This window comes from Anoxybacteroides voinovskiense (assembly GCF_014196205.1).
Classification (GTDB): domain Bacteria; phylum Bacillota; class Bacilli; order Bacillales; family Anoxybacillaceae; genus Anoxybacteroides; species Anoxybacteroides voinovskiense.
Genome location: NZ_JACIDE010000001.1, coordinates 162,705 through 186,925, shown reverse-complemented (window position 1 = coordinate 186,925; position 24,221 = coordinate 162,705). Strand labels below are relative to the sequence as shown.

24 protein-coding genes are annotated in these 24,221 nt (G+C 43.7%); 15 read left to right on the top strand and 9 right to left on the bottom strand.

All coding sequences use genetic code 11. From position 1 onward, the window contains the following. The first annotated feature begins 1 nt into the window (after position 1). The gene (locus GGR02_RS00910; RefSeq protein ID WP_183182873.1) at positions 2–625 is read left to right on the top strand and encodes a LysE family translocator; all 624 of its coding nucleotides are present in this window, start codon (positions 2–4) and stop codon (positions 623–625) included. A gap of 56 nt (positions 626–681) precedes the next feature. Here the strand turns inward: GGR02_RS00910 and GGR02_RS00905 are convergent, their stop codons facing one another. The 6 genes from GGR02_RS00905 to GGR02_RS00880 all read right to left on the bottom strand — a co-directional run bounded on the left by GGR02_RS00905 (position 682) and on the right by GGR02_RS00880 (position 5,884). Next, a complete protein-coding gene (locus GGR02_RS00905) occupies positions 682–1,569 on the bottom strand; it encodes a response regulator (protein ID WP_183182872.1) in 888 nt (295 codons plus the stop codon). A gap of 12 nt (positions 1,570–1,581) precedes the next feature. After that, positions 1,582–2,832 (bottom strand): sensor histidine kinase, encoded by a 1,251-nt coding sequence (locus GGR02_RS00900; protein WP_183182871.1) that lies wholly within the window; start codon positions 2,830–2,832, stop codon positions 1,582–1,584. Positions 2,833–2,901: 69 nt separating this feature from the next. After that, the gene (locus GGR02_RS00895) at positions 2,902–3,552 is read right to left on the bottom strand and encodes an amino acid ABC transporter permease (RefSeq protein WP_183182870.1); all 651 of its coding nucleotides are present in this window, start codon (positions 3,550–3,552) and stop codon (positions 2,902–2,904) included. Between the two features lie 14 nt (positions 3,553–3,566). Then, positions 3,567–4,220, bottom strand: a complete 654-nt coding sequence (locus tag GGR02_RS00890) for an amino acid ABC transporter permease (protein WP_183182869.1) — start codon at positions 4,218–4,220, stop codon at positions 3,567–3,569. A 62-nt stretch (positions 4,221–4,282) separates the two neighbouring features. Next, the gene (locus tag GGR02_RS00885; protein WP_183182868.1) at positions 4,283–5,134 is read right to left on the bottom strand and encodes an ABC transporter substrate-binding protein; all 852 of its coding nucleotides are present in this window, start codon (positions 5,132–5,134) and stop codon (positions 4,283–4,285) included. Positions 5,135–5,155: 21 nt separating this feature from the next. Next, positions 5,156–5,884, bottom strand: a complete 729-nt coding sequence (locus GGR02_RS00880; RefSeq protein ID WP_183182867.1) for an amino acid ABC transporter ATP-binding protein — start codon at positions 5,882–5,884, stop codon at positions 5,156–5,158. 180 nt (positions 5,885–6,064) lie between these two features. Here GGR02_RS00880 and GGR02_RS00875 point away from each other — a divergent pair, with 180 nt between their 5' ends. The 5 genes from GGR02_RS00875 to GGR02_RS00855 all read left to right on the top strand — a co-directional run bounded on the left by GGR02_RS00875 (position 6,065) and on the right by GGR02_RS00855 (position 10,169). Next, positions 6,065–6,310: a DUF1450 domain-containing protein gene (locus GGR02_RS00875; RefSeq protein WP_183182866.1), complete on the top strand. Its 246-nt coding sequence runs from the start codon at positions 6,065–6,067 to the stop codon at positions 6,308–6,310. Between the two features lie 14 nt (positions 6,311–6,324). Next, complete coding sequence (locus GGR02_RS00870; protein WP_221210613.1) at positions 6,325–6,648, top strand: YnfA family protein; 324 nt, start codon at positions 6,325–6,327, stop codon at positions 6,646–6,648. 185 nt (positions 6,649–6,833) lie between these two features. Continuing rightward, a complete protein-coding gene (locus tag GGR02_RS00865; RefSeq protein WP_183182865.1) occupies positions 6,834–8,807 on the top strand; it encodes a glycosyltransferase family 39 protein in 1,974 nt (657 codons plus the stop codon). 11 nt (positions 8,808–8,818) lie between these two features. Then, entirely contained in the window at positions 8,819–9,781 is a 963-nt protein-coding gene (locus GGR02_RS00860; RefSeq protein WP_183182864.1) for a glycosyltransferase family 2 protein, read from the top strand. Next, positions 9,771–10,169 carry a GtrA family protein gene (locus GGR02_RS00855; protein WP_183182863.1) on the top strand — a complete coding sequence of 133 codons (399 nt, stop codon included), beginning with the start codon at positions 9,771–9,773 and terminating at the stop codon, positions 10,167–10,169. The genes GGR02_RS00860 and GGR02_RS00855 overlap by 11 nt, the downstream gene beginning before the upstream one ends. Positions 10,170–10,368: 199 nt before the next feature. Here GGR02_RS00855 and GGR02_RS00850 read toward each other — a convergent pair whose 3' ends face one another. Beyond that, entirely contained in the window at positions 10,369–10,680 is a 312-nt protein-coding gene (locus tag GGR02_RS00850; protein ID WP_183182862.1) for a hypothetical protein, read from the bottom strand. Positions 10,681–10,935: 255 nt separating this feature from the next. Between GGR02_RS00850 and GGR02_RS00845 the strand changes: the two genes are divergently transcribed. Both GGR02_RS00845 and GGR02_RS00840 read left to right on the top strand, forming a co-directional pair. Next, a complete protein-coding gene (locus GGR02_RS00845) occupies positions 10,936–11,763 on the top strand; it encodes a formate/nitrite transporter family protein (RefSeq protein WP_183182861.1) in 828 nt (275 codons plus the stop codon). A gap of 116 nt (positions 11,764–11,879) precedes the next feature. Beyond that, positions 11,880–13,268 (top strand): methyl-accepting chemotaxis protein, encoded by a 1,389-nt coding sequence (locus GGR02_RS00840; RefSeq protein ID WP_183182860.1) that lies wholly within the window; start codon positions 11,880–11,882, stop codon positions 13,266–13,268. 20 nt (positions 13,269–13,288) lie between these two features. Here the strand turns inward: GGR02_RS00840 and pdxR are convergent, their stop codons facing one another. After that, positions 13,289–14,749, bottom strand: a complete 1,461-nt coding sequence (gene pdxR, locus GGR02_RS00835) for a MocR-like pyridoxine biosynthesis transcription factor PdxR (protein ID WP_183182859.1) — start codon at positions 14,747–14,749, stop codon at positions 13,289–13,291. 90 nt (positions 14,750–14,839) lie between these two features. Here pdxR and GGR02_RS00830 point away from each other — a divergent pair, with 90 nt between their 5' ends. The 4 genes from GGR02_RS00830 to GGR02_RS00815 all read left to right on the top strand — a co-directional run bounded on the left by GGR02_RS00830 (position 14,840) and on the right by GGR02_RS00815 (position 18,808). Continuing rightward, positions 14,840–15,748 carry a DMT family transporter gene (locus GGR02_RS00830; RefSeq protein WP_183182858.1) on the top strand — a complete coding sequence of 303 codons (909 nt, stop codon included), beginning with the start codon at positions 14,840–14,842 and terminating at the stop codon, positions 15,746–15,748. A gap of 30 nt (positions 15,749–15,778) precedes the next feature. Continuing rightward, positions 15,779–16,339 carry a maltose O-acetyltransferase gene (maa, locus tag GGR02_RS00825; RefSeq protein WP_183182857.1) on the top strand — a complete coding sequence of 187 codons (561 nt, stop codon included), beginning with the start codon at positions 15,779–15,781 and terminating at the stop codon, positions 16,337–16,339. 151 nt (positions 16,340–16,490) lie between these two features. Further along, complete coding sequence (locus GGR02_RS00820; protein ID WP_183182856.1) at positions 16,491–17,930, top strand: aldehyde dehydrogenase family protein; 1,440 nt, start codon at positions 16,491–16,493, stop codon at positions 17,928–17,930. 113 nt (positions 17,931–18,043) lie between these two features. Next, positions 18,044–18,808, top strand: coding sequence for an enoyl-CoA hydratase (locus GGR02_RS00815; RefSeq protein WP_183182855.1), 765 nt, complete (start codon positions 18,044–18,046; stop codon positions 18,806–18,808). A 36-nt stretch (positions 18,809–18,844) separates the two neighbouring features. Here the strand turns inward: GGR02_RS00815 and GGR02_RS00810 are convergent, their stop codons facing one another. Next, on the bottom strand, positions 18,845–19,411 hold the full coding sequence (locus tag GGR02_RS00810) for a Uma2 family endonuclease (protein WP_183182854.1): 567 nt from the start codon (positions 19,409–19,411) through the stop codon (positions 18,845–18,847). A gap of 292 nt (positions 19,412–19,703) precedes the next feature. On the opposite strand from GGR02_RS00810, the gene GGR02_RS00805 reads away from it, so the two are divergent. From GGR02_RS00805 to GGR02_RS00795, 3 genes are read left to right on the top strand one after another with little or no spacing between them, the layout of a single operon-like run. Next, positions 19,704–21,398: a methyl-accepting chemotaxis protein gene (locus tag GGR02_RS00805; RefSeq protein ID WP_183182853.1), complete on the top strand. Its 1,695-nt coding sequence runs from the start codon at positions 19,704–19,706 to the stop codon at positions 21,396–21,398. A 15-nt stretch (positions 21,399–21,413) separates the two neighbouring features. After that, positions 21,414–22,412 carry a substrate-binding domain-containing protein gene (locus tag GGR02_RS00800; RefSeq protein ID WP_183182852.1) on the top strand — a complete coding sequence of 333 codons (999 nt, stop codon included), beginning with the start codon at positions 21,414–21,416 and terminating at the stop codon, positions 22,410–22,412. A gap of 11 nt (positions 22,413–22,423) precedes the next feature. Further along, complete coding sequence (locus tag GGR02_RS00795) at positions 22,424–24,211, top strand: cache domain-containing sensor histidine kinase (protein ID WP_183182851.1); 1,788 nt, start codon at positions 22,424–22,426, stop codon at positions 24,209–24,211. Positions 24,212–24,221: the final 10 nt, after the last annotated feature.

Sequence of the window (24,221 nt, the reverse complement as noted above, 5' to 3'; positions counted from 1 at the left end):
CATGGATTGGGGGCTTGTGTTGTCTTTTTTAGGGGTAGCGGTGTTATTGACGCTCATGCCAGGGCCGGATATTTTATTTGTAATTGCGCAAAGCATTTCACAAAATAAACAAGCAGGCATTGCGACGGCGCTTGGGCTTTGTACGGGATTGATTGTTCATATTACCGCTGCAGTGCTTGGCGTATCCGCGCTTATTTATCAATCCGCGTTAGCATTTTCGCTTGTGAAATATGCGGGTGCGGCGTATTTGCTTTATTTGGCATGGCAGTCGTGGAAGGAAAAAGAAGAGGGATTTGTTGTTGGGGACGAGAAACCGTTAGCCTATACCGCTCTCTATAAAAAAGGGATTTTGATGAACCTTTTAAACCCGAAAGTGTCGCTATTTTTTCTAGCGTTACTGCCGCAGTTTGTCAATCCGTCATTAGGGCATACAAGCGGGCAAATGTTTGTGCTCGGGGTAATTTTCCTCGTCCAAGCGCTCGTTATTTTTACGATCGTCAGTACATTTTCGGCAACATTTCGCCAAGTTCTGCTGAAAAACGAACGGATTGCCAAGCGGATTCATGTGGCGAAAGCGTTGTTGCTAGGATGGATTGGCATTCAAATGGCGGTTAGTCATAAATAGTTAATGTTAACAGAAGAAATATTATGTAAAGTTAGGAGTGGGAGCATAGATATTTGCTATGCTCCTTTTATTTCCATATAAAAAGCCGCTAAAAATTTTTTTACGTTAATTCGGCATTTCGTCGCTTTCTCGCCAGCTTCTAATTCTTGCATACGCAGGCGAATTTCTTCAAAGTCAAACAAACGCGGGGCGAAATGTTCAAATGTCGGATTCGTGTAGTCGGCTAGCCCGAGCGACGATAAGTGTGTAAACGCTTGTAATACCATGCGGCGAATGCGCTGTTCCATCGCGCGTATTTCTTTTTGAACGAGAGGTTCCTCTTTATACATCCGTTGCACGATTTGGGCATATAGCTCTTTCAATGGCGGCAAGTCGTGAATTGCCCGTCCTTGTTGCTCTTGTTCCGAAAGCCAGCGCATAATGGCTAATAAATCGGACGCTCCTGATTCGCCAGCGATTCCTAAGACGAGAAGAAGCTGCTGTGCCTTTTGTTCGATCGTCGTTTCATGGCTGGCTGTTGTTTGTTTCTTTTTTTCTAGCGTTTGCAATAGGCGGCGGATGGAATCAAGCGAGGAGGCGACCGAAAGATAGTCGGCGACTCGTTTTAAAACCGAGATGACTTCGTAACGGTTAATTGGTTTATGAATATATGTATCAATGCCGTGCAGATACGCTTGCCCAATCATTTCTTTATTTTCTACTTGAGAAATCATGACAAACGGACCCGTAAACCCTTGCGCGCGCAACTTTTTCATCGTTTGAATGCCGTCAAGCCCTGGCATAAGTAAATCGATAAGGACGACATCGACACAATACAACTGGTCGATCGATACGTGCAGCCCGTCCTCAGCTTGTCCAACGACTTCCCCAAGCCCATTTTCATGAATGATTTTTTCTAACATTTTTCTTACAACCGCGTCATCTTCAATCAGAAAAAAGCGCATGGCATCCTCTCCTCATAGTTGTTTGCTAGGAATGTTGATTTGAAATTGCGTTCGGCCATTTTCGTCGGTGGTTAGTTGTATTTTTCCGTTGAAACTATGAACAATTTCTTTTGCGTGCGTCAGCCCAATGCCAGTGGACGGGTTGCCGTGTTCATCGTATTTCGTTGTAAAGCCGAGCTGAAACACCCAATCGCGTTCGTCTTCCGGGATTCCAGGGCCGGAATCGGTGACGGTAAAGACGAGATCCTCACCATCAAGTTCAGCGCGAAGCTGAATCCATCCGGATAAAGGGATTGCCTCTACCGCATTGGCAACTAAATTATTTAAGACAGAAAGAAGGGCGTAGACGTGCCGCGTCGATAAATGGAGATCGGACGTCCATTGAAAAGCAATTTCTTTTTTTAATAATTCCGCGTATTTTTGATTCGCACGAACGACCATGCCGCAAAGCTCGGCAATGGACAAGCGCAAATCGCGCTGTTCTTGGTTCATTAACTCCGACAGACCGGCGAAAATGCGCTGCGAGTCTTTTTTTACTTCGTGGACATGTTCGGCGATATAGAGCGCCATACTTGGCTCAACAACTTCCCCGTCCATTAACTTTGTGTATAGCTCGTAGCTTTTGCGTGTAATGTCCTCCATATGGCTCATTGATTTACGTAAATAAAATGCTTCTTCATAGAGGGTGGCGTTTATCATGACAAGCCGTTCAAGCTCTTGCCGCCGCGCTTCTCCCAACGTTTGCATTTGTTGAATCATTAAAATGTTGTATAGTCCGACAACGCAAAAACTTCGTAAAATTCCGAACAAAATGAGCATAAAAACCGTTTCATGCGTCATAGCAATCGTTTCGCCCATCAGATGACGGACAAACAGTTCGACGATGTTTGAAGCGAAATCGATGCTTGCCCCAAGCAACGCAACATGAATGGGAAGCTCCATATAATTACGGAGACGAAGTGCGTGAACAAATAGGGCAAAAGCGAGATAATAGCACGCGGCAGGTAGATGGGAAAGCAGGCTGTCGCCCCAAGAAACACCGCTCATCAGTAGGTCAATGCTAGTCCGAAATAGGGAAATAAAAAGCCCTGTCAGTAATCCTGTCCATACAACTGGCACCGTTCGAAACCAAATAAGCCCGAAAAAGAAAACGGCGCTTCCGAGCGAAAACCGAAACGAACTTCCAAACGGATTTACTTTCATTTCTCCGAAAAAAGCGGTAGCTATAATGAGAAGGAAGATTGGTAGCATCCGTTCGCGCATACATATCTCCTTTATATTGGAAATAATTAATCTCCATTTCCTATTATAACAGGAAACGGAGATAGATTGTTACGAATGTTTATGCTCAAGTCTTCGCGAAACGAGCGAAAGGGAGTAGTTGACGACAAAGTACATGACGGCAACTAATAGGAAAATCGGAATGACGTAATTGACGTTTTGCCCGTTAATAATTTGTGCGTGGTTCATTAATTCCGGAAGAGCAATGACGACAGCGAGCGACGTATCTTTCAAAAGGGAAATAAACTGCCCGACAATCGGCGGAACCATGCGGCGCAACGCCTGCGGCAAAACGATATGCCATAACGTTTGCGTATAGGTGAGCCCTGATGAGCGCGCCGCTTCGATTTGTCCTTTTTCAATTGAATTCAGCCCGCTGCGCACAATTTCGGAAAGCATTGCCGATTCAAAGATGACAAGTGCTAAAATAGCCGCATAAAACTTATCAAGTTTTACCCCAACTTCAGGGAGGGCAAAATACGTAAAGAAAATAATTAATAACAGCGGCAAATTCCGAATTGTCTCCACTCCGACCGCAAGCACTGGAGAAAGAAAAGGAATACGGCTGTAGCGTAGCACGCCGATGATAATGCCAATGAGAAAACTAAAGAAAATCGAGAGAAAGGCAACTTCTAGTGTAACAACAAATCCTTCCAATAAAAATTTCAAATGTGCGGGAGCATATGCACCGACAAAATCCATCTCTCACTCCACCTTTACCGACTTTTTGCTAAGCGGCGTTCTAACGCGCCAACCCCTAAGCTTAATGGAATCGTTAAAAGCAAATAAAACAACGCCACGAAAATGTACACATCGAACGTGACAAATGTTTCCGAAGAAATTAAGTCGCCGAAATACATTAAATCAAGCCCAGCGATGACTCCAAGAACAGACGAGTTTTTCACAAGATTAATAAATTGGTTACCCATTGGCGGAATAACGATTTTTACTGCTTGCGGCAAAATAACATACCACATCGCTTGCAAATACGTTAGTCCCGATGAGCGCGCGGCTTCCATTTGTCCTTTCGGAACGGCAAGAATGCCGGCGCGAATGACTTCGGCAATAAACGCCGCCGTATAAACGGTTAACCCTAACGTACCTGCGGTGAACGAATCAAAACGAATGCCGATGGCTGGCAACCCGACAAAAAAGACAAAGACAATTAAAATAAGCGGGATGTTGCGAATAAATTCGACATAGGCAGCACCGATCCAGTTTAATGGGCGAATAGGGGCGATACGAAAAACCGCCATCACTGTCCCGATGGCGAAACTGCCGATTAACGCGAGGACACTTGCCTTTAATGTATTGGCAAACCCTTGCATATACATATCCCAATGTTCGATCAGAATCGAATAGTCGAGCATCTTGTTGCCTCCTTTCCACTTAACAAGAGATGAGCGGATAGTTTCCGCTCATCGTCATTTCGTTATTGCTTTGGCTTTTCGCCAATCCATTTTTCGTAAATTTTATCGTATTCGCCGTTTGCTTTAATTTCTTTTAAATATTCGTTAATGACGTCTAATAATTCTTTATCGCCTTTGCGAACTGCAATTCCGTATGGTTCTTCCGAGAACGTTTCATCGACGACGCGGAAGTTTGGATCTTGTTTTGCCATTCCGAACAATAACGCATTGTCTGTCGTGAGCGCATCGCCTTGTCCTGCTTTCAGTGCGGTAAATGCTTCCGCGTAGTTTTCAAACTCTAACACCGTTGCTTCTGGCGCTTTTGCCCGAATGTTTTGCGCGGAAGTCGAACCTTTTGCCGTTAATACCGTGACGCCTTTTTTGTTGACGTCTTTTACGCTATTGATGTTGCTATCTTTTTTGACGAGCAGCGATTGGCCAGCCATGAAATAAACGTCAGAGAAGTCGACTTCTTTTTTCCGCTCTTCGGTAATTGTCATTGTTGCGATAATCGCGTCAATTTCGCCGTTGTTTAGCATCGGAATACGTGTTTTTGACGTGACTTCTTTTAGCTCAATTTTGTTTTCATCGCCAAGAATTTTTTTCGCTAATCCTTTCGCGATGTCGATATCAAATCCTTCCACTTCACCAGTTTGCGGATTTTTTAAGCCGAAAAGGTTGAGGTCGTATTTGACGCCGACGACTAGTTTGCCGCGTTCTTTAATTTTGTCTAACGTCGTTTCTGCTGCTTGTTCTTTTTTGTTGTCCGTTTTGTTTTCTGTCGTTGTTTCGCTGCTGCAGCCGACTAAGGCAGTGGCGCTGAGCATGGCGACAAGCCCAAGCCCAATCATTTTTTTCCAAACGGTTTTGAACATGAAAAATTTCCCCCTTTAAAATTAATGATTTAAAATCCGGCTAAGAAACAGGCGCGCCCGTTCTTCGCGCGGATTAGCAAAAAACTGTTCCGGTGGTGCTTCTTCTAAAATTCTCCCTTGGTCCATAAAGACAATGCGGTCAGCGACTTCCCGCGCAAACCCCATTTCGTGCGTGACGACAACCATCGTCATCCCTTCTCTTGCAAGCGTTTTCATGACATCGAGCACTTCCCCGATTGTTTCTGGGTCAAGCGCGGAAGTCGGTTCATCAAATAGCATAATTTTCGGTTTCATCGCTAGTCCTCTGGCGATGGCAACGCGCTGTTGTTGACCGCCAGACAATGCTGTTGGGTAGGCGTTCGCTTTATCAGGAATGCCGACTTTCTCTAAATAGTACATCGCCGTTTCTTTCGCTTCTTTTTCCGGCACACCGAGCACTTTCATCGGTGCAAGTGTAATATTTTGCAAGACGGTTTTATGCGGATATAAGTTGAAGTGTTGAAAAACCATGCCGATGTTGCGGCGCAGTTTATTAATATCGGTGTTTTTATCGTTCACTTTCACGCCATCGACAATCAATTCGCCGCTTGTAATTGTTTCCAGGCGGTTAATGCAGCGGACTAATGTACTTTTCCCAGAACCAGATGGACCGATAATGACGACCACTTCGCCTTGTTCGATAGTAAGATTAATATCTTTTAAGACGTGAAAGTCTCCGTAATGCTTATTTACTTGGTGGAAGTAAATCAACAAGCCCCCTCCTTTCTGTTTTTCTACTATTTTTTCTTTTCTGAATTTAACTGTAAACGCAACCTACGGAAATCTACAAAAAACAACAAGAAAACAGCGAAAAAATTTTTCCGCGATGGTAGATTGTTTGTGATAAAATGAAAATGATAATTTTTATCATCGCAAAGAGAGGTTTGCCCCATGACAAAAATTTGCTTTTGTAAGAAAAATAAGGATGAAACAAAAAAATTATATAAATTTTTGCAGCGGACGTATAAAGAAGTGAAAGTGAAACGGAAAGACTGTTTAGGGAAATGCAAAGCGTGTAAAAAAGGGCCGTTTGCGCTTATCGATGGGGAAATGGTGAAAGGCAATACAGTGGATGAACTGTTTTGTGAAGTAACCCATCGCCTGACGAAAGAGTGGTGGGAATTTCGTGGGAAATAAGGGAGTGTATTCTGATGATGGCATTTCTGCTATTCCTTTTAGCAGGGCTTGCGGAAATTGGCGGCGGCTATTTAATCTGGCTTTCGTTGCGCGAGTCAAAGCCGCTTTGGTACGGAGTGGTTGGGGGAGTAATTTTAATCGTTTACGGAATCATTCCGACGTTGCAGCAGTTTCCGTCGTTCGGGCGGGTGTATGCGGCATACGGCGGCATCTTCGTCGTTTTATCGTTGCTATGGGGCTGGGGAATCGACCGAAAACCCCCTGACTTATACGACTGGCTCGGCGCAGCCGTATGTTTAATTGGCGTGTTGATTATTTTATGGGGGCCGAGGAATTAAAGACTATTCTACACGTTCGATTTTTCTCAAGGGAGAGAAAAGTGTTTCGTTCGCATATACGGTGATAAAAAAGGGTGTTCCGTGATTTTGGGACATCCTTTTTATTTTCACTTAATTTTCATCGAAAGATTGTATGATGGGACCAGTGAACGAGGAGAGAAAATTTTATAAATGGAGGAAGAAAAATGAAAAAGAAAAGGATGGATTGGTGGCTAATAGCCATCATTGGACTGGCTTCGTTTTTATATTTTTACAACATTGGCAACGCTGGTTCGAACGAATATTATACGGCCGCAGCGAAAAGTATGACAGCGAATTGGAAAGCGTTTTTCTTCGCATCGCTCGACCCGGCTGGGTTTATTACGGTCGACAAACCGCCGGTGGCGCTGTGGTTTCAAGCGCTGAGCGTTGCGCTATTTGGGGTGAGCGATTGGAGCGTCTTGCTTCCAGAAGCGCTCGCTGGCGTATTGTCTACATGGCTTCTTTACTTGATCGTTCAACCGTTTTTCGGTCGCGTTGCGGCGCGATGGGCGAGCTTCATTTTGGCGTGCACCCCTATTTTTGTCGCAGTTACGCGCACGAACAATTTAGATACGATGTTAATTTTTACGCTGTTAGTGGCGACGTGGGCGCTTATTCAATCTATTCATACGAAAAAAGCCACATGGCTCCTTGTTAGCTTTGCGCTCGTTGGGGTCGGCTTTAACATGAAAATGATGCAAGCGTACATGGTATTGCCGGCGTTTTACCTATTTTATTGGTTGGCAAAAAATGAAGCTTGGAAACGAAAACTGAAACAGCTAGCACTCGCAACGGTTGTGTTGCTGATGACGTCGCTGTCATACGCCGCGATTGCGGACTTTATGCCGAAAGACAAGCGTCCGTATATCGGAAGCAGCCAAACAAACTCTGTCTTAGAATTGGCGCTCGGCTATAACGGCATCGGTCGGCTTACCGGCAGCGCAGGTCCAGGCGGAAATCGGATGATGGACGCCCCAGCTGGAGAAAGAGGGGAAATGCCGCAACCACCGAATGGGGCACAAAACATAGGGCAACCACCAAATGGTACACAAAGTACAGGGCAACTGCCAAATACAAACAACACCCCACCGCAACTGCCGGAATGGAAAGGCGGACAATCAGGTGGCATCGGTATTGGAGAAACAGGCAATCGCGGGGTATTTCGCCTGTTCAACCAACAGCTTTCTGGACAAATTAGTTGGCTATTACCGTTTGTTCTTTTTAGCACGATTGCCGTTGGTTTATCGGTTCGCAAACAGCGTGCATTCACCCTTTCGCATAAAGCGGCGGTATTTTGGTTGGCATGGCTCGTTCCGATGATGGGGTTTTTCAGCATTGCTGGCTTTTTCCACCGCTATTATTTAAGTATGATGGCACCAGCGATTGCCGCGCTTGTGGCGATTGGTAGTGCACTATTATGGGAATTTTATAAAGAAGGAAAACAGCAATGGCTACTTCCAACCGCATTTTTGGCGACATTTTCATTAGAAGCGTACATTCTTTACCAAAATAAAGCGTCGATTTCGACCGTCTGGATCTTGTTCGTCGGCTTATTAGGGCTCGCTTCGTTCTTGTTGCTTCTTGCGTTTCGGCAGAACGCACGAATTGCCTATTATGTAAAAGTCGCAAGTTTGTTTGGACTTCTTCTTATGCCGTTTTATTGGGCGCTCACCCCGATATTGTATGGCGGCAATAGTATGATTCCAGCAGCAGGCCCGCAACTTACTGACCCACAAGGTGGGAGGATGATGGGGGCTATCGGAAGAAATGAGGCGAATGACAAACTCATTCAATATTTAGAAAAGAACTACAATGGAGAAACTTATTTAGTAGCGACGTTCCGCGCAACGGAAGCGGCACAAATCATGCTAAAAACCGATAAAGCGGTCATGGCAATGGGCGGATTCTCCGGAAACGACCCAGCGCTAACGGTCGAAAAGCTAGAGACTCTAGTGAAGAACGGAGAAGTGAAATATTTCCTTATTTCTGGATTCGGCGGCGGCCAAAGCAATAACGAAATCGTCGAGTGGATTCAAACACACTGTAAAGAAGTGCCGCAAACCGAATGGAAACAATCGGATACACAACCGTCGTTCGGTAGAGACGGTGCAGAAAACCTATATAAATATGAAGGATAGGGGCGAGAAACATGGTGAAATATTCGGTCGTGATTCCTGTCTATAACGAAGCGCTTGTGATTCGCGAAACGTATAAGCGACTAAAAAGGGTGATGGGGCAAACCGATGGATCGTACGAGCTATTGTTTGTTAACGATGGAAGTGAAGATGAAACACTTGATATGTTGAAAGAGCTCGCGGTTAGAGATGATACAGTGAAATATTTAGACTTTTCCCGTAACTTCGGCCATCAAATCGCCATTACAGCAGGGATGGATTATGCCTCTGGAGAAGCGATTGTCATTATTGACGCGGACTTGCAAGACCCGCCAGAGTTAATTTTAGAGATGATTGAAAAGTGGAAAGAAGGGTATGACGTCGTCTATGCAAAGCGAATCAAGCGAAAAGGAGAAACGTTTTTTAAAAAAGCAACCGCCTATGCCTTTTACCGGTTATTGCGGGCAGCGACGGAAATGGACATTCCACTTGATACAGGTGATTTTCGCTTAATCGACCGAAAAGTGCGCGACCAGTTGGTAGGAATGCGAGAGCGGAGCCGGTTTGTACGCGGGCTTGTCAGCTGGGTTGGGTTTAAGCAAACAGCGATTGAATACGAGCGGGACGAGCGGTTTGCAGGGGAAACGAAATATCCACTCAAAAAAATGATTCGCTTTTCGCTTGACGGCATTACATCCTTTTCATATAAACCGTTAAAGCTAGCCAGTTTGTTAGGCTTTTTGCTTTCGGTTGTTAGTGCCATTTGGATGATCGTTGTCCTATATTTAAAATTGTTCACCCACTCTACCGTCACTGGTTGGTCATCGCTTGTGATGGCGGTTCTTTTTTTCAACGGTGTTGTCCTTATAATGCTTGGCGTGATCGGGGAATATATTGGCCGCATTTACGACGAAGTGAAACAGCGCCCGCTCTATATTTTAAAAGAAGGTTGGGGCGTCGGTCATGAAAAAGAAAAGGTGTCGTATTATGTGGAATGAAGGTGCGACGTTTGTTCGTTTTGCCGTGGTCGGAATAGGAAATACGCTTGTTGATTTCGGTGTGTTTTTCCTCCTTACGTCAATGGGGATGTCGTATGTTTTGGCACAAATATGTTCGTATAGCGCAGGCGTCGTTAATAGCTACATATGGAACCGAACGTGGACGTTTCGTGTGCAAGAAAAAGCGTCGGCGCAACAATTTTTTCAATTTCTTATCCTTAACCTTCTATCGCTAGGCACGACGGTTGTGTTGTTGCAGCTATTACAATTAACTGGACTGTCGTTATTTATGAGTAAAGTAATCGTGACGATTGCCGGAATGGCCATTAATTTCATAGGAAGCCGCTTTTGGGTATTTTCATCTGAAAGGGAAAGAGGGAGAAGATAGTGAATACGATTTGGAAAAGAACATATGCCCGTGAAACGAATCGGTTTTGTATTAGTAGTACGTCTATGTTTTGGAAAGAAAATGGGGAAGCAGGCTGGCAACGCGTTGACATTCGGAAACCATCTATCTGTTTGGAGGAAAAAAAGCGAGTGAAACAAAACATGACTCCCACCTTTCGTTAACAGGTGGGAGTTTTTAACTACGGACGGTTCGGTGTTGGAGCTTTTGGTTTCTCGGCAATTTCTTTTGACAACTCCACTGCCGCTAGGCTCGGACGTCGCATTCGCCGATTCATAAACCCGTTAATGGTGCGCATCGCACGGCGAATTGGGCGCTTGAAAGTGGATTGCGCCATTTGTTGTCTTCGCCAGTTAAAGGCAGCGGTGGCAGCAATCCCCAAGCCGAAACTAATGAGCGACCAAAGCATTCCGCGGTTGTTTCTGCGACCGGTTAGGCGCAGCCACTGGTTAAGCATACGATTACGTCCGGTAAAAAGACGCAAAAAGTTCATTCGTCTGTCTCCTCCTTCAAAAGAAAGTTGAACATTTATAATGTGCGTGACCGTTTATGAAACATACATGGAAAAGAATAGTGGGAACAATAACGGGAGAATTTGCAACAATTATTTTTTTGGAAAACGATTACAAAAGAAAAATGATGACAGTTATTTTAACATTTCTCTTTTGTCCTTGAAAAGAAGCAAAAGAAGGAGTAATTTATATGTGAAAAAAATCACAAACTAAACAGAAAGAGAAGTGGCGGAAAAATGGAAAGTGTAAAAAAATGCAAAGAATTAGCGCTGAAAAAACGTACCATTTTAGAACGCTCCCTTACGCAATACATGATGCGGGCCGCTTTAGCTGGTGTGTATATCGGATTCGCGCTCGTTCTTTGTTTGCGAATCGGGGATTTTTTCCATGAAGCAAACTCGCCAGCGACGTATTTAGTCATGGGATTATTTTTCGGTATTGCTCTTGTACTTATTATGTACGGTGAAGCGGAATTGTTTACAGGCAATACGATGTATTTTACCATTAGTACAATTCAGAAAGAAACGACAGTAAAAGACACGATTCGCAACTGGTTCGCTTGTTATAGTGGGAATTTGTTAGGAGCTGTCTTTTTCGCGTTTCTTATTGCGCAGTCTGGCGTATTCGACCACATTTCGCCAAACCACGTATTGTTTGCAGTAGCAGCAAAAAAAATCCACGCCACGACAATGCAGCTATTTATTAAAGGCATTCTTTGTAACTGGCTTGTTTGCTTAGCAATTTTTATTCCGATGCAAATGAAAGAAGATATTGCCAAAGTGCTCTCGATGATTCTTATCGTTTTTATCTTTTTCGCTTCTGGCTATGAGCACTCGATTGCGAATTTTGTGTTATTTTCCATTGCGCTAGCTGTTCCGCATCCAGCAACGATTGATTTGGCTGGAGTGATTCATAACATTCTTCCCGTGACATTTGGCAACATTGTCGGTGGAGCGTTGTTTATGGGGGCGTTATACACGTATTTAACAGCGCGCAAACATGATGAACCAGCGAAATCAACGATTCAGTATGCTTTTCAACAACGAAAATTACTCAACAAATAACCTGCCGAAAAAACGGCAGGTATTTTCTTTGTTAAAAATATTCAGAAAGTGATTCTTTCTTTTGGCGTTTAATGGTATAATCACGTAAAAAAATATTACACGAAAGGGGAGATTTTATGTTTTTGTTAAAATGGCGTGCGAAATTTAAGGAAGAACAAGATACACTTTCATTAGAAAATGAGCAATTGCTCGGGCAAATTGAAGTAGCGGCTGACCAACTAAAAGCAGTGATTGAACAAATGAAACTTTCGGCTAATTCGCTGAATGAAATCTCTGCATCAAGTAAATCGAGCACAACAGCGCTAACAACCCATCTTGAAAAGACGATGGATTATACATTACGTGTATCGGAAAAAATGAAAACGATCGCTTCATCTGCATTAAAAGTATCCGCCGCTTCCCAACAAATTCATTCGAGCAGCCAGCTATTTTATGAAGAGTTGGTTCATTCATGGAATTCGCTGAGAAAACTACAATCAGAAATGGATGAATTACGCAACAGCCACCATATTTTATTAAAGCAAATGGAAAGTTTAGTCCATCAGTCGCAAGAAATTAATCACATTCTTTCCGCAATTGGTTCTATTTCTCAACGGACGAGCATCCTTGCTTTAAATGCAAACATTGAATCGGCACGAGCAGGAGAGCATGGAAAAGGGTTTTCGGTTGTCGCGAATGAAGTCGGAAACTTGGCAAGCCAAACATCAAAAGCGGTCGAACAGACGCGTGACATTTTGTCATCGATTCAAAACGAAATTGCAGCGACGACCAATATGGTGAAAATGGAGACCGTGCAAATCGAAAGCGGCTCGCACGAAATGATGAGCGTATTGCACATATTGGATTTATTGAAGGGAAAACTAAGCGATATTACAGCGATGGTATTTGATTCGACGCAAGCAGCTGAGGCGCAAACAGCGAGCGTACAAGAAATCGCTGCATTATTAGAGCAAATTTCTGTCATGGCTATTAAAAACAAAGAACATGCACAACGGGTGGAACAAGACATGGAGCTTCAACACCAAAACGTTGAGCAAATGATGCATATTAATAAAGCGTTGGAAAAAACATCCGATGAATTGCAAACCATTATGAAAGACGGGATAGCCACAGCAGTATCCGTCGATGAAACGGTCGTTGTTCAAACAAAAGCAAGCCTTACGCTGTTGCTCGAGTCTCATCCATTATATGAAATGAATAAGCAGCAGCACGAAATGTACTTGAACGAATTTTTACGGTCGCATGCGAATGTGGAAGCGATTTGGTCGAACAATTTAGATGGGACGTTCATCTATTCGAATCCGCCGGCAGGACTTGTGAACGCCAAAGCGCGCCCGTGGTTTATCGAAGCGAGCAAAGGGCGGACGTACGTTTCTGACATTTACACGTCCGCCTTGACGAAACGCCCGTGCTTGACGATTTCAGCCCCGATTTTTCGCGGCGACCAAATCGTCGGTGTGATAGGGGTCGATTTAGCGGTAACGACTCCCCTTTTGCCTCGTTAATGGCAAAGGGGAGTTTTTAGTTAAAAACTCGGGAACTGCTCGATCGTATTTTCGATTTGGAACGTATGCAGCGCCCGGCATAGTTGTTCGATGGCGTTCGGCAGTTCATCGAGCGGCACCCCAGCGAAGCTGATGCGAATATGCTCGGTTGGCACGTGTGTCGGAAAACAGGCGTTTCCTGGAAGAAACGAAAGCTGGTGAAGATGTGCCTGCTCAAGTAGCAGCGTTGTGTCCACTTGGCGCGGCAGTGTGAGCCATAACGTACTTCCACCAGCCGCTTGACGGAACGTAAGCGTTGGCAGCTGCTTGTGTAATAGGTCATGACATTGCTTTGCCCGCTGTTTTAACTGATGCCGCAACCGCTGCAAAGACGGCTCAAACTGGATGGACTGGAGTAGCGCTGCGATGATTTTTTGAGGGAGCAACGGTGAACCTAAATCAGAAATACTTTTGGCAGCGATTAATTTTTCCAACAATCTCCCCTCGGCGATAAGCGCTCCCATTCGGCAAGCAGGGGATAAAAATTTGCTAAATCCTTTTAAATAAATGACATGCCCAGACTTGTCAAAACTTTTAATCGGTGGTGGTGGAGGCGCGTCAAAATAAAGCTCGCTCCACGGGTCGTCTTCTAAAATTAAAAAATGATAGCTTTCCGCAATATCGACAAGTTGTTTTCGTTTTTTCATGCTAAGCGTCGTTCCGGTTGGGTTTTGAAACGTTGGGTTTGTATAAAGCAATGTTGGACGATATTGGTCGCACACCCTCAACAACGTTTTTATATCTATCCCATCTTGCTCCACTGGGATCGGAATAATTTGTGCCCCTCTTGCCTTGAACACATCGATGCTTCCTGGATACGTAGGTGCTTCCATTAAAACGACATCATTTGGCCCGACGAACGTTTTCGCCACAAGTTCTATGCCTTGTTGGGCACCGCTTGTTGCGAGGATATGTTCAGGCGGCACAGACATCGTGCGAATATATTGGCTCACTGCTTTCCGAAATTCCATATCCCCGTTGGCACTGCTGTATTGGCTTAATAATTGTGGTTGCTGTTGTATAACGTGCACCGTTGTTTCGCGAATCCAATCCATATGGAAAAGTTCTCCATGAAGACAAGCAGTAGCTAAGTTATAGCGAATGTTTCGTAACGGTTGAGAAATTGCGAGTGATTGCGCCCGCGGCACGTAGTCATGAACTAACATTTGCCATTTCGTATCAAGTGGGGGATGGGCAATGGCAGTTCGTTGTTTCACAAAAATTCCCTTCCCTTGAAAACTTTCGACATATCCTTTTTGTTGCAGCAGTTGATACGCTTTTTGCACCGTCACTAATGCTACTCCTAGTTCTTTTGCTAGCTGGCGGACGGAAGGGAGCTGTTCGCCTTCTTTTAACATATTGGATGAAATCCGGTCGATAAAATATTGGCATATTTGTTCGTGCACCGGAACGTGGGAATAGCGTTTTAAAGGAATATTCATACACTTTCACCTACTGTTATAGAAAGAGTTTTACTGTTATACAGCTATTATAGCATGCTATACATAAAATAACAGAAAAAGGTGATGGAAATGGTTTTATTGGGGTATTTTGCGATGTGCCTTATTTTCGGAACGACGTTTTTAGCGATTAAAATCGGCTTGCAAGCAGGGTGGACTCCGTATTTTTCTGCCGGTTTCCGCTTTTTTCTCGCCGGCTTCCTCGTCATTGTCTACGGATTAGTGACGAAACAATTTTCTTTTCCAACGAAAAAGCAGCTTGTGCCGTTTTTATTGACAGGGTTATGTATGACAGGTATGACATTTGGAACACTGTATTGGGCAGAGCAATATATTCCATCTAGCTTTGCCGCATTGTTATCAGCGACAGGCCCGCTTTTTGTGACGTTGCTTCATGCAAAAATAGAAAAAAGTAAAATTACTAACGTTCAGCTTGTTGGGCTTGGCTTAGGCTTTTTAGGGATTGTTTTGCTCACCTCCCCATCGCTTTCGGTGCAGTTTCACCTCGTGTGGCTACTTGCTTGCGCGATCGTTGTCATCGGGGAAAGCTTTTATGCGTTTGCCACCGTTTATTCTAAAAGAGTATTAAAACAAGGCGTTTCGTCGCTAATGCTAAACGGCTACCAAATGTTGGTTGGTGGATTGGCGCTGCTTGTCGTTTCTTTTTTTGCCGAGAAGCCCGCTCTTTCCGCAGTAAACGGCAGCGGCTGGTTTTCGCTATTGTACTTAGTCATTATCGGTTCCGTTGTTGGGCATGGGTTGTACTATTGGCTACTCCAAAAAACAAACCCTTCGTTTCCAGCAACATGGTTGTACGTTTCCCCGTTCCTCTCACTCGTCCTTGACATCGTTGTCCAAGGGGAGAAAATTCACCTTCTCTCCATACTTGGCGGCATCGTCATTTTAACAGGCGTGTATGTGATGAACCAGCACATCGTCCGTAGCGCTTTTTCGAAAAAAGGGAAGGGTGTGGTATACTGATGGAAAACGTTGCAAAAGGAGAGCGGGGGCATGAAGACCGAAAAAGAAAAAATGATAAATGGGGAACTGTATTGTGCAGCGGATCCACAATTAGCCAAAGAGCGAGAACGAGCAAGAAAGCTTACTCGTTTGTATAACCAAACGTTGGAAACAGAGCAGGAAAAACGGGCAGAACTGTTAAAAGAATTACTTGGATCTACTGGCAAAAACGTATATATCGAACCAAGTTTTCGTTGTGACTACGGGTACAACATTCACGTCGGTGAAAACTTTTATATGAATTTTGATTGCGTGATTTTAGACGTGTGCGAAGTGCGAATCGGCGATAACTGTTTGGTCGGCCCCGGGGTGCACATCTATACAGCGACGCATCCAATCGATCCGCAGGAAAGAAACACAGGACTAGAATATGGGAAACCGGTTCGCATCGGGCATAACGTATGGATTGGCGGAAGAGCGGTAATCAATCCTGGGGTGAACATCGGCGATAATGTTGTCATCGCCTCTAGTGCTGTTGTTACAAAAAATGTGCCAAGCAATGTCGTCGTTGGCGGAAATCCTGCTAAAATCATTAAGCGAATAGAACCCTAAACCCACCGCCCCTCATCGTAGGATGGGGGGTAATGTTCGTTTCCGTTCAACAAGGTTAGTACGTGATATAATGAAGGATTTTTTCAGAAAAAACAGAATAAAAATGAAAGAGTAGTTTAGGAATAACGCGTACGAAAGGAAGGGAAACGGGATGCACACAACAACCGAAAAAAAGAAGCTTTACATTAACGGGGAATGGGTAGAAGCGGAGGCTTACACTGAGCTTTTGTCGCCGTATTCTGGCGAAGTGTTGGCGGAGATTCCGTTCGCGACAGAGCGTGATGCCAAGCGAGCGATTGCGGCTGCGTATGAAGCGCGGCGGACGATGGCAAAGATGCCAGCGCATGAGCGTGCAGCGATTTTAGAGCGAGTCGTTTCGCTATTGCAACAGCGGGCGGAAGAAGCGGCTACGATCATCGCGAAAGAAGCAGCAAAACCAATTACGACCGCCAAAGCGGAAGTAGCGCGCACGATTCAAACGTATAAATTCGCCGCGGAAGAAGCGAAACGGATTTATGGGGAAACGCTTCCGCTTGATGCCGCGCCAGGCGGGGAAAATCGTGTCGCATTTACGACGCGAGAGCCAATTGGAGTCATCGGAGCGATTACGCCGTTTAATTTCCCGATGAACTTAGTAGCGCACAAGCTAGGCCCTGCGATTGCCTCTGGAAATACGGTCGTATTGAAACCAGCAAGCCAAACACCGCTTTCTGCGTATTTTATTGCGGAGCTGTTTGAACAGGCAGGACTGCCAAAAGGAGCGCTCAATGTCGTGACCGGAAGTGGAAAAACGGTCGGCGACCAAATTGTTACCGATCCACGCATTAGCATGGTAACCTTTACCGGGAGCCCTGAAGTAGGGATTGGCATTCGCAACAAAGCGGGCTTAAAACGTGTTACTCTAGAATTAGGATCAAACTCAGCGGTCATTATCGATGAACAAGTCGATATCGAACGAATCATTCCGCGGTGCGTCGTCGGTGCTTTCTCGTTCCAAGGGCAAGTATGTATTTCGTTGCAACGTATTTACGTGCATGAAAAACGGTATAAAGAATTTGTTGAAAAGTTTATTGCGGCGGTGAAGCAGTTGAAAGTCGGCGACCCGCTTGATCCGAGCACAGACGTTTCCGCACTTATTTCTGCCAAAGACGTCGAGCGTTCGCTAGATTGGATCGAAGAAGCGAAACAAGGCGGCGCTACCGTTGCAATTGGTGGGGAGAGACAAGGAAATATTTTATTGCCGACAGTGATTTTAGACGCAGCGCCAACGACGAAAGTATCATGCCAAGAAGTATTTGCGCCAATCGTCTTAATTAATCAAGTGTCTTCCGTCGACGAAGCGATTGAACTTGTCAATGATTCGCGCTACGGGCTGCAAGCCGGCATATATACCGACAATGTTCATACGGCGTGGGAAGCGGCGGAGAAACTGCATGTCGGCGGGGTGCTTATTAACGATATCCCAACGTTCCGCGTCGATCATATGCCGTATGGCGGTGTGAAAGAAAGCGGATTTGGCCGCGAAGGAATTCGCTACGCGATCGAAGAAATGACGGAGTTAAAGCTGATCATTTTCAACCGGAATCGCTAACAAGTTCGCCCGTGCCACTTGAAGTGGTGCGGATTTTTTTTATATTGAAAAAAGGATTTTTGCCAATCGTGCGGAATAAAGTAAAAGGAAATCGGTGAAACAGGGGGAGAACGATGGAAACAGTAGTGCTTTCATTTTCAGGAAATGTCGCAGTATTAGAGTTGAATCGTCCGGATTCGTTAAATGCGATGGACGTGCAAATGTTGAACGAATTGGTCGAAGCGCTTCGCCAAGTCGAACGAAGCGATGCACAGCTTCTTCTCATTCGTGGAAGAGGAAGAGGATTTTCCGCTGGCGGCGATATTAAAACGATGCTTCGCGTCGAAGATGAAGAAGCGTTTCATGACGTAATGAACACGATTCAGCAACTTATCACGACATTGTACGAGCTGCCGAAAATTGTTGTCGCAGCGATTCATGGACCAGCGGCAGGATTAGGGTTAAGTTTCGCCTTGGCAAGCGATTATGTCATCGCGACAAAAGATGCGCGCTTAGCGATGAATTTTATCGGCATCGGGCTTGTCCCAGATGGTGGGGGTCATTTCTTTTTAGCGAAGCGCGTCGGTGAAGTAAAAGCGAAACATCTTATTTGGGAAGGAAAGACGATGAGTGCGATGGAGGCATATGATTTAGGCATCGTCGATTTCATCGTGGAAAACGAAGAACAAATCAAACAAAAACTAGCAGAATGGCAAGCAAAACCGCTACAAGCGATGATTGCAACAAAAACGCTGTACGCCAAAACGACAAAAGACGAATTGCTGCACGTCCTTCAGCTCGAAACCGACGCCCAGCAAAAAATGCGGAAAACAAAAGACCACCGTGAAGGCGTCCAAGCATTTTTAGAAAAACGAAAACCGAACTTTATCGGAAAATAAGAACGAACGGCTCTTGTTCAGACGACAAGAGCCGTTTTAGCTCCATGCAAACAATGGTGCTAACGGAATGGATAATTCTTTAAATTGTGCCGAGTGCAACGTATCTTGTTGTCCGTACGTTGCGATTCGTTGGTACGTTCCTTCTTGCAAATAGTATACGTGAACCATTTGATTGGCAGTATCAGCAATCCAGTACTCACGAATTCCGTGGCGCTGATAAGTATAAAATTTTTCGTTATCGTCTTTTAAGGCAGTGGATGGTGACAATACTTCGACAACAAGTGCCGGTGCTCCGTAGCACCCCTTTTTTCTAATCTGTTTTTTGTCGCAAATGATGGCAATATCGGGCTGGACAATATCATCAGGAGTTTCCTTATCGTCTTTTTGACCAAGGAATACATCAAACGGAGCGACAAACACAAAACATTGTTTGTTTTGGAAAAAACGACGCAAGGAAAAATACAATTCTCCTACGGAAAACTGATGCTCAGAAGACGGAGCCTGCGTCATATCGTACGCTTTTCCGTTAATGAGCTCCCAACGCCCTTCCCACGTTTCCCAATCAGCATACGAATAGTTTTTGCCTTGATCAGGAGTAGCCACTGTCCCACCTCCCTTGAATATGGCTTACCTATAGATTAACAGAAGAACAAAAGAAATCAACAGAAGGGTGAGCAATACTTTGATTTTGTTCTATGTCTTTTCAATAATGTTCAATTTGTTTTTTTAGTAGAATGATGAATAATCCGTTTGCATGACAAGTTTGCAATTTTCACTTCAAACATGATAAATTAATAATAAATTTAATTGTACGAACAATGCATTTTTAAACGTTGTATTTCTCGGAAAAACGAAAAAATGATACGTACAATTTGTTGGGGGCGAGGGATTTTTGATGAACATTAACGTAAAGACAAAATTGTTTGTAGGATTTTCGCTTGTGATTGCTTTATTAATTTTAATGGCAGGTGTAGCGCACATCGAGATTCAGAAGATCAATCATAGCTATCAGCAGCTAGTAAATGAGAAGATGGAAAAAATGATGAAGATGAAGCAGTTAGAGGTAATCATTCAAACTGCAAAAGGAAGCATGGGGAGCTATTTAATAACAGACGATCCTACCTCTTTAGCAAATTTCAACAAAGCACATGAAGAGTATAAAAAACGGTCTATGGGTATTAGAAAAGCATTGAAACAAAAGCACGAAAAGGAATTGCTGGCACAATTAGATGAATTGGAGCAACAATTTTACCAACTCGGTCAGCAAGCGTTTCAGTTGAAGAAAGGCGGGGATTTCAAAGCCTATACGAAACTACTTTCTACGACTGGAAGAGAGATTATTTCAAAGTTTGATAAAACTTCCCAGCAGTTAGTTGCTGTTCAGCAGGTGGAGTTAGATACTGTGCAGAATAACGTTTCTTCGCAAGCGAGAGTCATTCAGATGTTACTAGTTGTTGTTAGTGGAGTCGCCATTATTGTAGCGTTTGTTGTGGCATTGTATAATAGCTTAACTATTTCAAAACCAGTGGTAGCGCTTTCGGAAATGGCTAAACGTGTAACAAGCGGTGACTTGACAGAAAATGAAATTACGATAAAGAATCGCGATGAAATCGGCGTATTGGCAAAAGCATTTCAGCAAATGTTAACACATTTGCGGACAATCATTGAGCAAGTATCGCTCGGTGCAGGACAAGTAGCAGCTTCTTCTGAACAACTGACAGCAAGTGCTGAACAGACGAACGAAGCGGCCGAACATATTGCGATGACAATGCAACAAATTGCTTTCGGAATGGAACAGCAGGTTCGAAATGTGGAAGAGCAAGAAAAAACGGTGGAGGAAATGTCTAGCGACGTACAACTTGCTACCGAACGAACCCAAAGTGTTGCATATATTACAGATCATGCATTAAAGCAAGTTATGAAAGGAAACGAGACTGTTCAAACAGCAGTGACGAAAATGAACAAAGTAAATGAAACAATAATCAATCTAGGAGAAATTGTAAGGACGTTAGGAGAGCGCTCCAAGCAAATAGGAAATATTCTTGAAATCATCACCGGAATCGCAGAGCAAACGAACTTGTTGGCTTTAAATGCCGCTATTGAAGCGGCAAGAGCAGGAGAACACGGGCGTGGCTTTGCTGTAGTGGCAGATGAAGTAAGAAAATTAGCTGAGCAGTCAGCACAGTCCGCTCAACAAATTGGTGCGTTAATTACTTCCACCCAACAAGAAACGAACGACGCGGTGCAATCGATGGAGATAGCAATAAAAGAAGCTGAAGGGGGAATTACCGCTATCCATACCGTTGGGGATACATTTATCGAAATTAAGCGTGTGATTCATGACATTGCCGAGCAAATTGGTGAAGTTTCTGCGGCTGTAAAAAAAGTGTCGGATGGAACAAAAAAATTTGCTCAGGCGTTGCAAACCATTCACGAAATAGCAAAATCAACCTCAACAGGAACCCAAGAAGTTTCTGCTACAACTGAAGAACAACTGGCCTCGATGCAAGAAATTGCTGCTTCTGCAGCGATCTTATCGAGTATGGCGGGGGCTTTGCAGCAGCTTATTCAACAGTTTAAAGTGTCGTAGGCAGGGGGGGTATTGGTGAAAAAATTACTAATTATGTATATTTTCTTGGTCGGTGCTCTTGTTATATATGTATATAACTACCATTTAGAAAATTCACGTATTAACTCTCTTAGTCAAGAAAGTGGGGGATTAAGTGGAAAGATAGATGAAAAATACGTGATGGTCACCTTTTTATCGGGAATTGATTATTGGAAAAACTGTTTAAAAGGGTTCGAAGATGCGGCACAGGCGTTAAACGTCTCGGTCGAATATCGCGGAGCAACGCAATACGATGTGAACGAACAAGTGACAGTGTTAGAACAAGTGATTGCTAGAAAACCAGCAGGTATCGCTATTTCAGCAATGGATCCTAACAAACTGACGAAAACAATTAATAAAGCAGTCGAACAAGGAATCCCTGTTGTATTATTCGACTCCGATGCCCTTGGAAGTAAAGCGTTTTCTTTTTTAGGAACAAATAACTACAATGCCGGAGCAACAGCTGCACATAAGATGGCTGAACTGCTTGGGAGAAAAGGGAAAGTCGCTGTCATTACATTGCCAAACCAACTAAACCACCAGCAACGAACAAAAGGATTTATTGAAACGATGTACAAAGAATACCCCGGAATAGAAGTGGCGGTGGTAAAAGACGGAAAAGGAGATGCACTTGTTTCTAAGCAAGTAGCACTGGAAATATTGAAACAATACCCCGACCTTTCCGGAATTTTTGTTACCGAAGCAAACGGAGGAGTAGGAGTAGGAGAAGCAGTTTCCCTATTAGCCAAAAAAACAAAAATTATCAGTTTCGACACAGACAAAAGAACGTTAGATATGGTTAAACAAGGCCTTATCGATGCAACGCTTGCTCAAGGCACATGGAATATGGGCTATTGGGCGCTACAATTTTTATTTCATCTTCATCATAAACTAACACCGTCGTTATCATCCGATTATCCGTTGATGCCTTCATACGTCGATACAGGCATTACAGTTGTTACGAAAGAGAATGTCGATAGTTTTTATGCGAAATGAAAGAGGGATTCATGTTGAAAATGACCCAATATTTTCAGCTTAACAATTTGCCGATTCGTTATAAATTAGTTTCACTTTTATTGCTAATTATGATTTTACCTTCGCTAGGATTGGGGGTGCTGACGAGTTGGGCGGTAGATCGAACGATGGATAGGCAAATTAATCAAAATACACTTCAGGTCATTAACCAAGTAAACCGAACATTAGAGTTTTACTTGAGCAATATGCAAAACATCACGTATTTGGCGGCTTTTAACCCAGAAGTGAAAAAATTTTTAGCAGGCAATGAAAAGATGCAAGGAATTGGGGAAACGAGCGACGAGTACCGTATTCGTCAATTTTTACGAGGCATTACTACGTTATATCCTGAAGTTGCCGGAATTCTTCTTGTCAACTATAAAGGAGAGTACATTAGCAACGAAATGTATGCTCGCTCGACGAAATCGCTTACAGACGAAACGTGGTACAAAGAAGCAGTTCAAAATAAAGGCATTTTTAAAATCATTGGTCACCCTCATCAACGAAACGTAACGACGCACACGAATTATAAAAATAGCGAAGTAGTATCAGCGGTACGCGCCATTTTAAATCCAGAAACACAAGAAGTCGAAGGTGTAGTATTAGTGGATTTAAAACTAAGGGTCATTGCGGAGGCAACAAAAAACGTTCGTTTAGGAAAATGGGGGTATTTGATGGTAATCGATCATCGGGGAGAAAATATTTATTCTCCTGCCCGTTCGCTAATTGGACAAATTCGAACAGTGTGGTTTAAAAAAGATTCCGGAACGTTCTCACATAACATCCACGGTCAGTATCTTCAGTTCATTTACCAACGTTCGCCATTTACAAACTGGACGACAATAGGGGTTTTTTCTAATCAAGAATCGGCTTTAGAAATTAAAGAAATCCGTTTTTACGTTACTTGCTTCGTCTTTTTTGTATGTTTTGTTGGTCTCGGTGCTTCCTACTACTTAGCCCGCTCATTATCAAGACCGATTGGGCAGCTCATATCCTTTATGGAAAAAGCGGAGGCAGGAGATTTAACGAGCCGTTATCGAGAGAACCGTTCGGATGAGATAGGCATGTTAGGGAAGAGCTTTAATAAAATGCTTGACCAAATTCAGCGTTTTATTTCCCTAGTGGAATGGAAGGAACGCCAAAGATGGGAAGCGGAACTTCGTAGCCTACAGGAGCACATTAAGCCACATTTTCTTTATAACACGCTTGATACGATACACTGGATGGCACGAAAAAGAGGAGCGGATGATGTCGCACAAGTCGTCGAATCGTTGTCTAAACTATTTCGTATCGGGTTAAGCAAAGGGAAAGACATGATTCCTTTCTCTGAAGAAATGGAACATATCCAAAGCTATTTAAGCATTCAAAAAGTAAGGTATCAAGAAAAGCTAAATTACACGTTTGCTATTTCCAAAAGTGTTCACGATTTATATATAGTAAAGCTCGTACTACAGCCGATTGTGGAAAATGCTATTTATCATGGGATTAAGCAGAGAAGAGGACCTGGGCATATTTTCATTAGAGCAGAAGAAAAAGATGGAAAGTTAATTATTAAAGTGCAAGACGATGGCATTGGAATGTCCCAAGAAGCATTGTCTTCGTTAAGGGAAAGTTTAGCCGCTGATTTTACTGCTGGAGGAAAAAAAATAAAAGGCTATGGAATGATGAATGTACATGCAAGAATTCGATTAACATTTGGCGACGTTTATGGTCTAGAAGTAGAAAGCAAAGAAGGAGAGGGAACAACGGTAACAATCGTTCATCCTATCATAAGCTGCTAGGGGGGAGAAA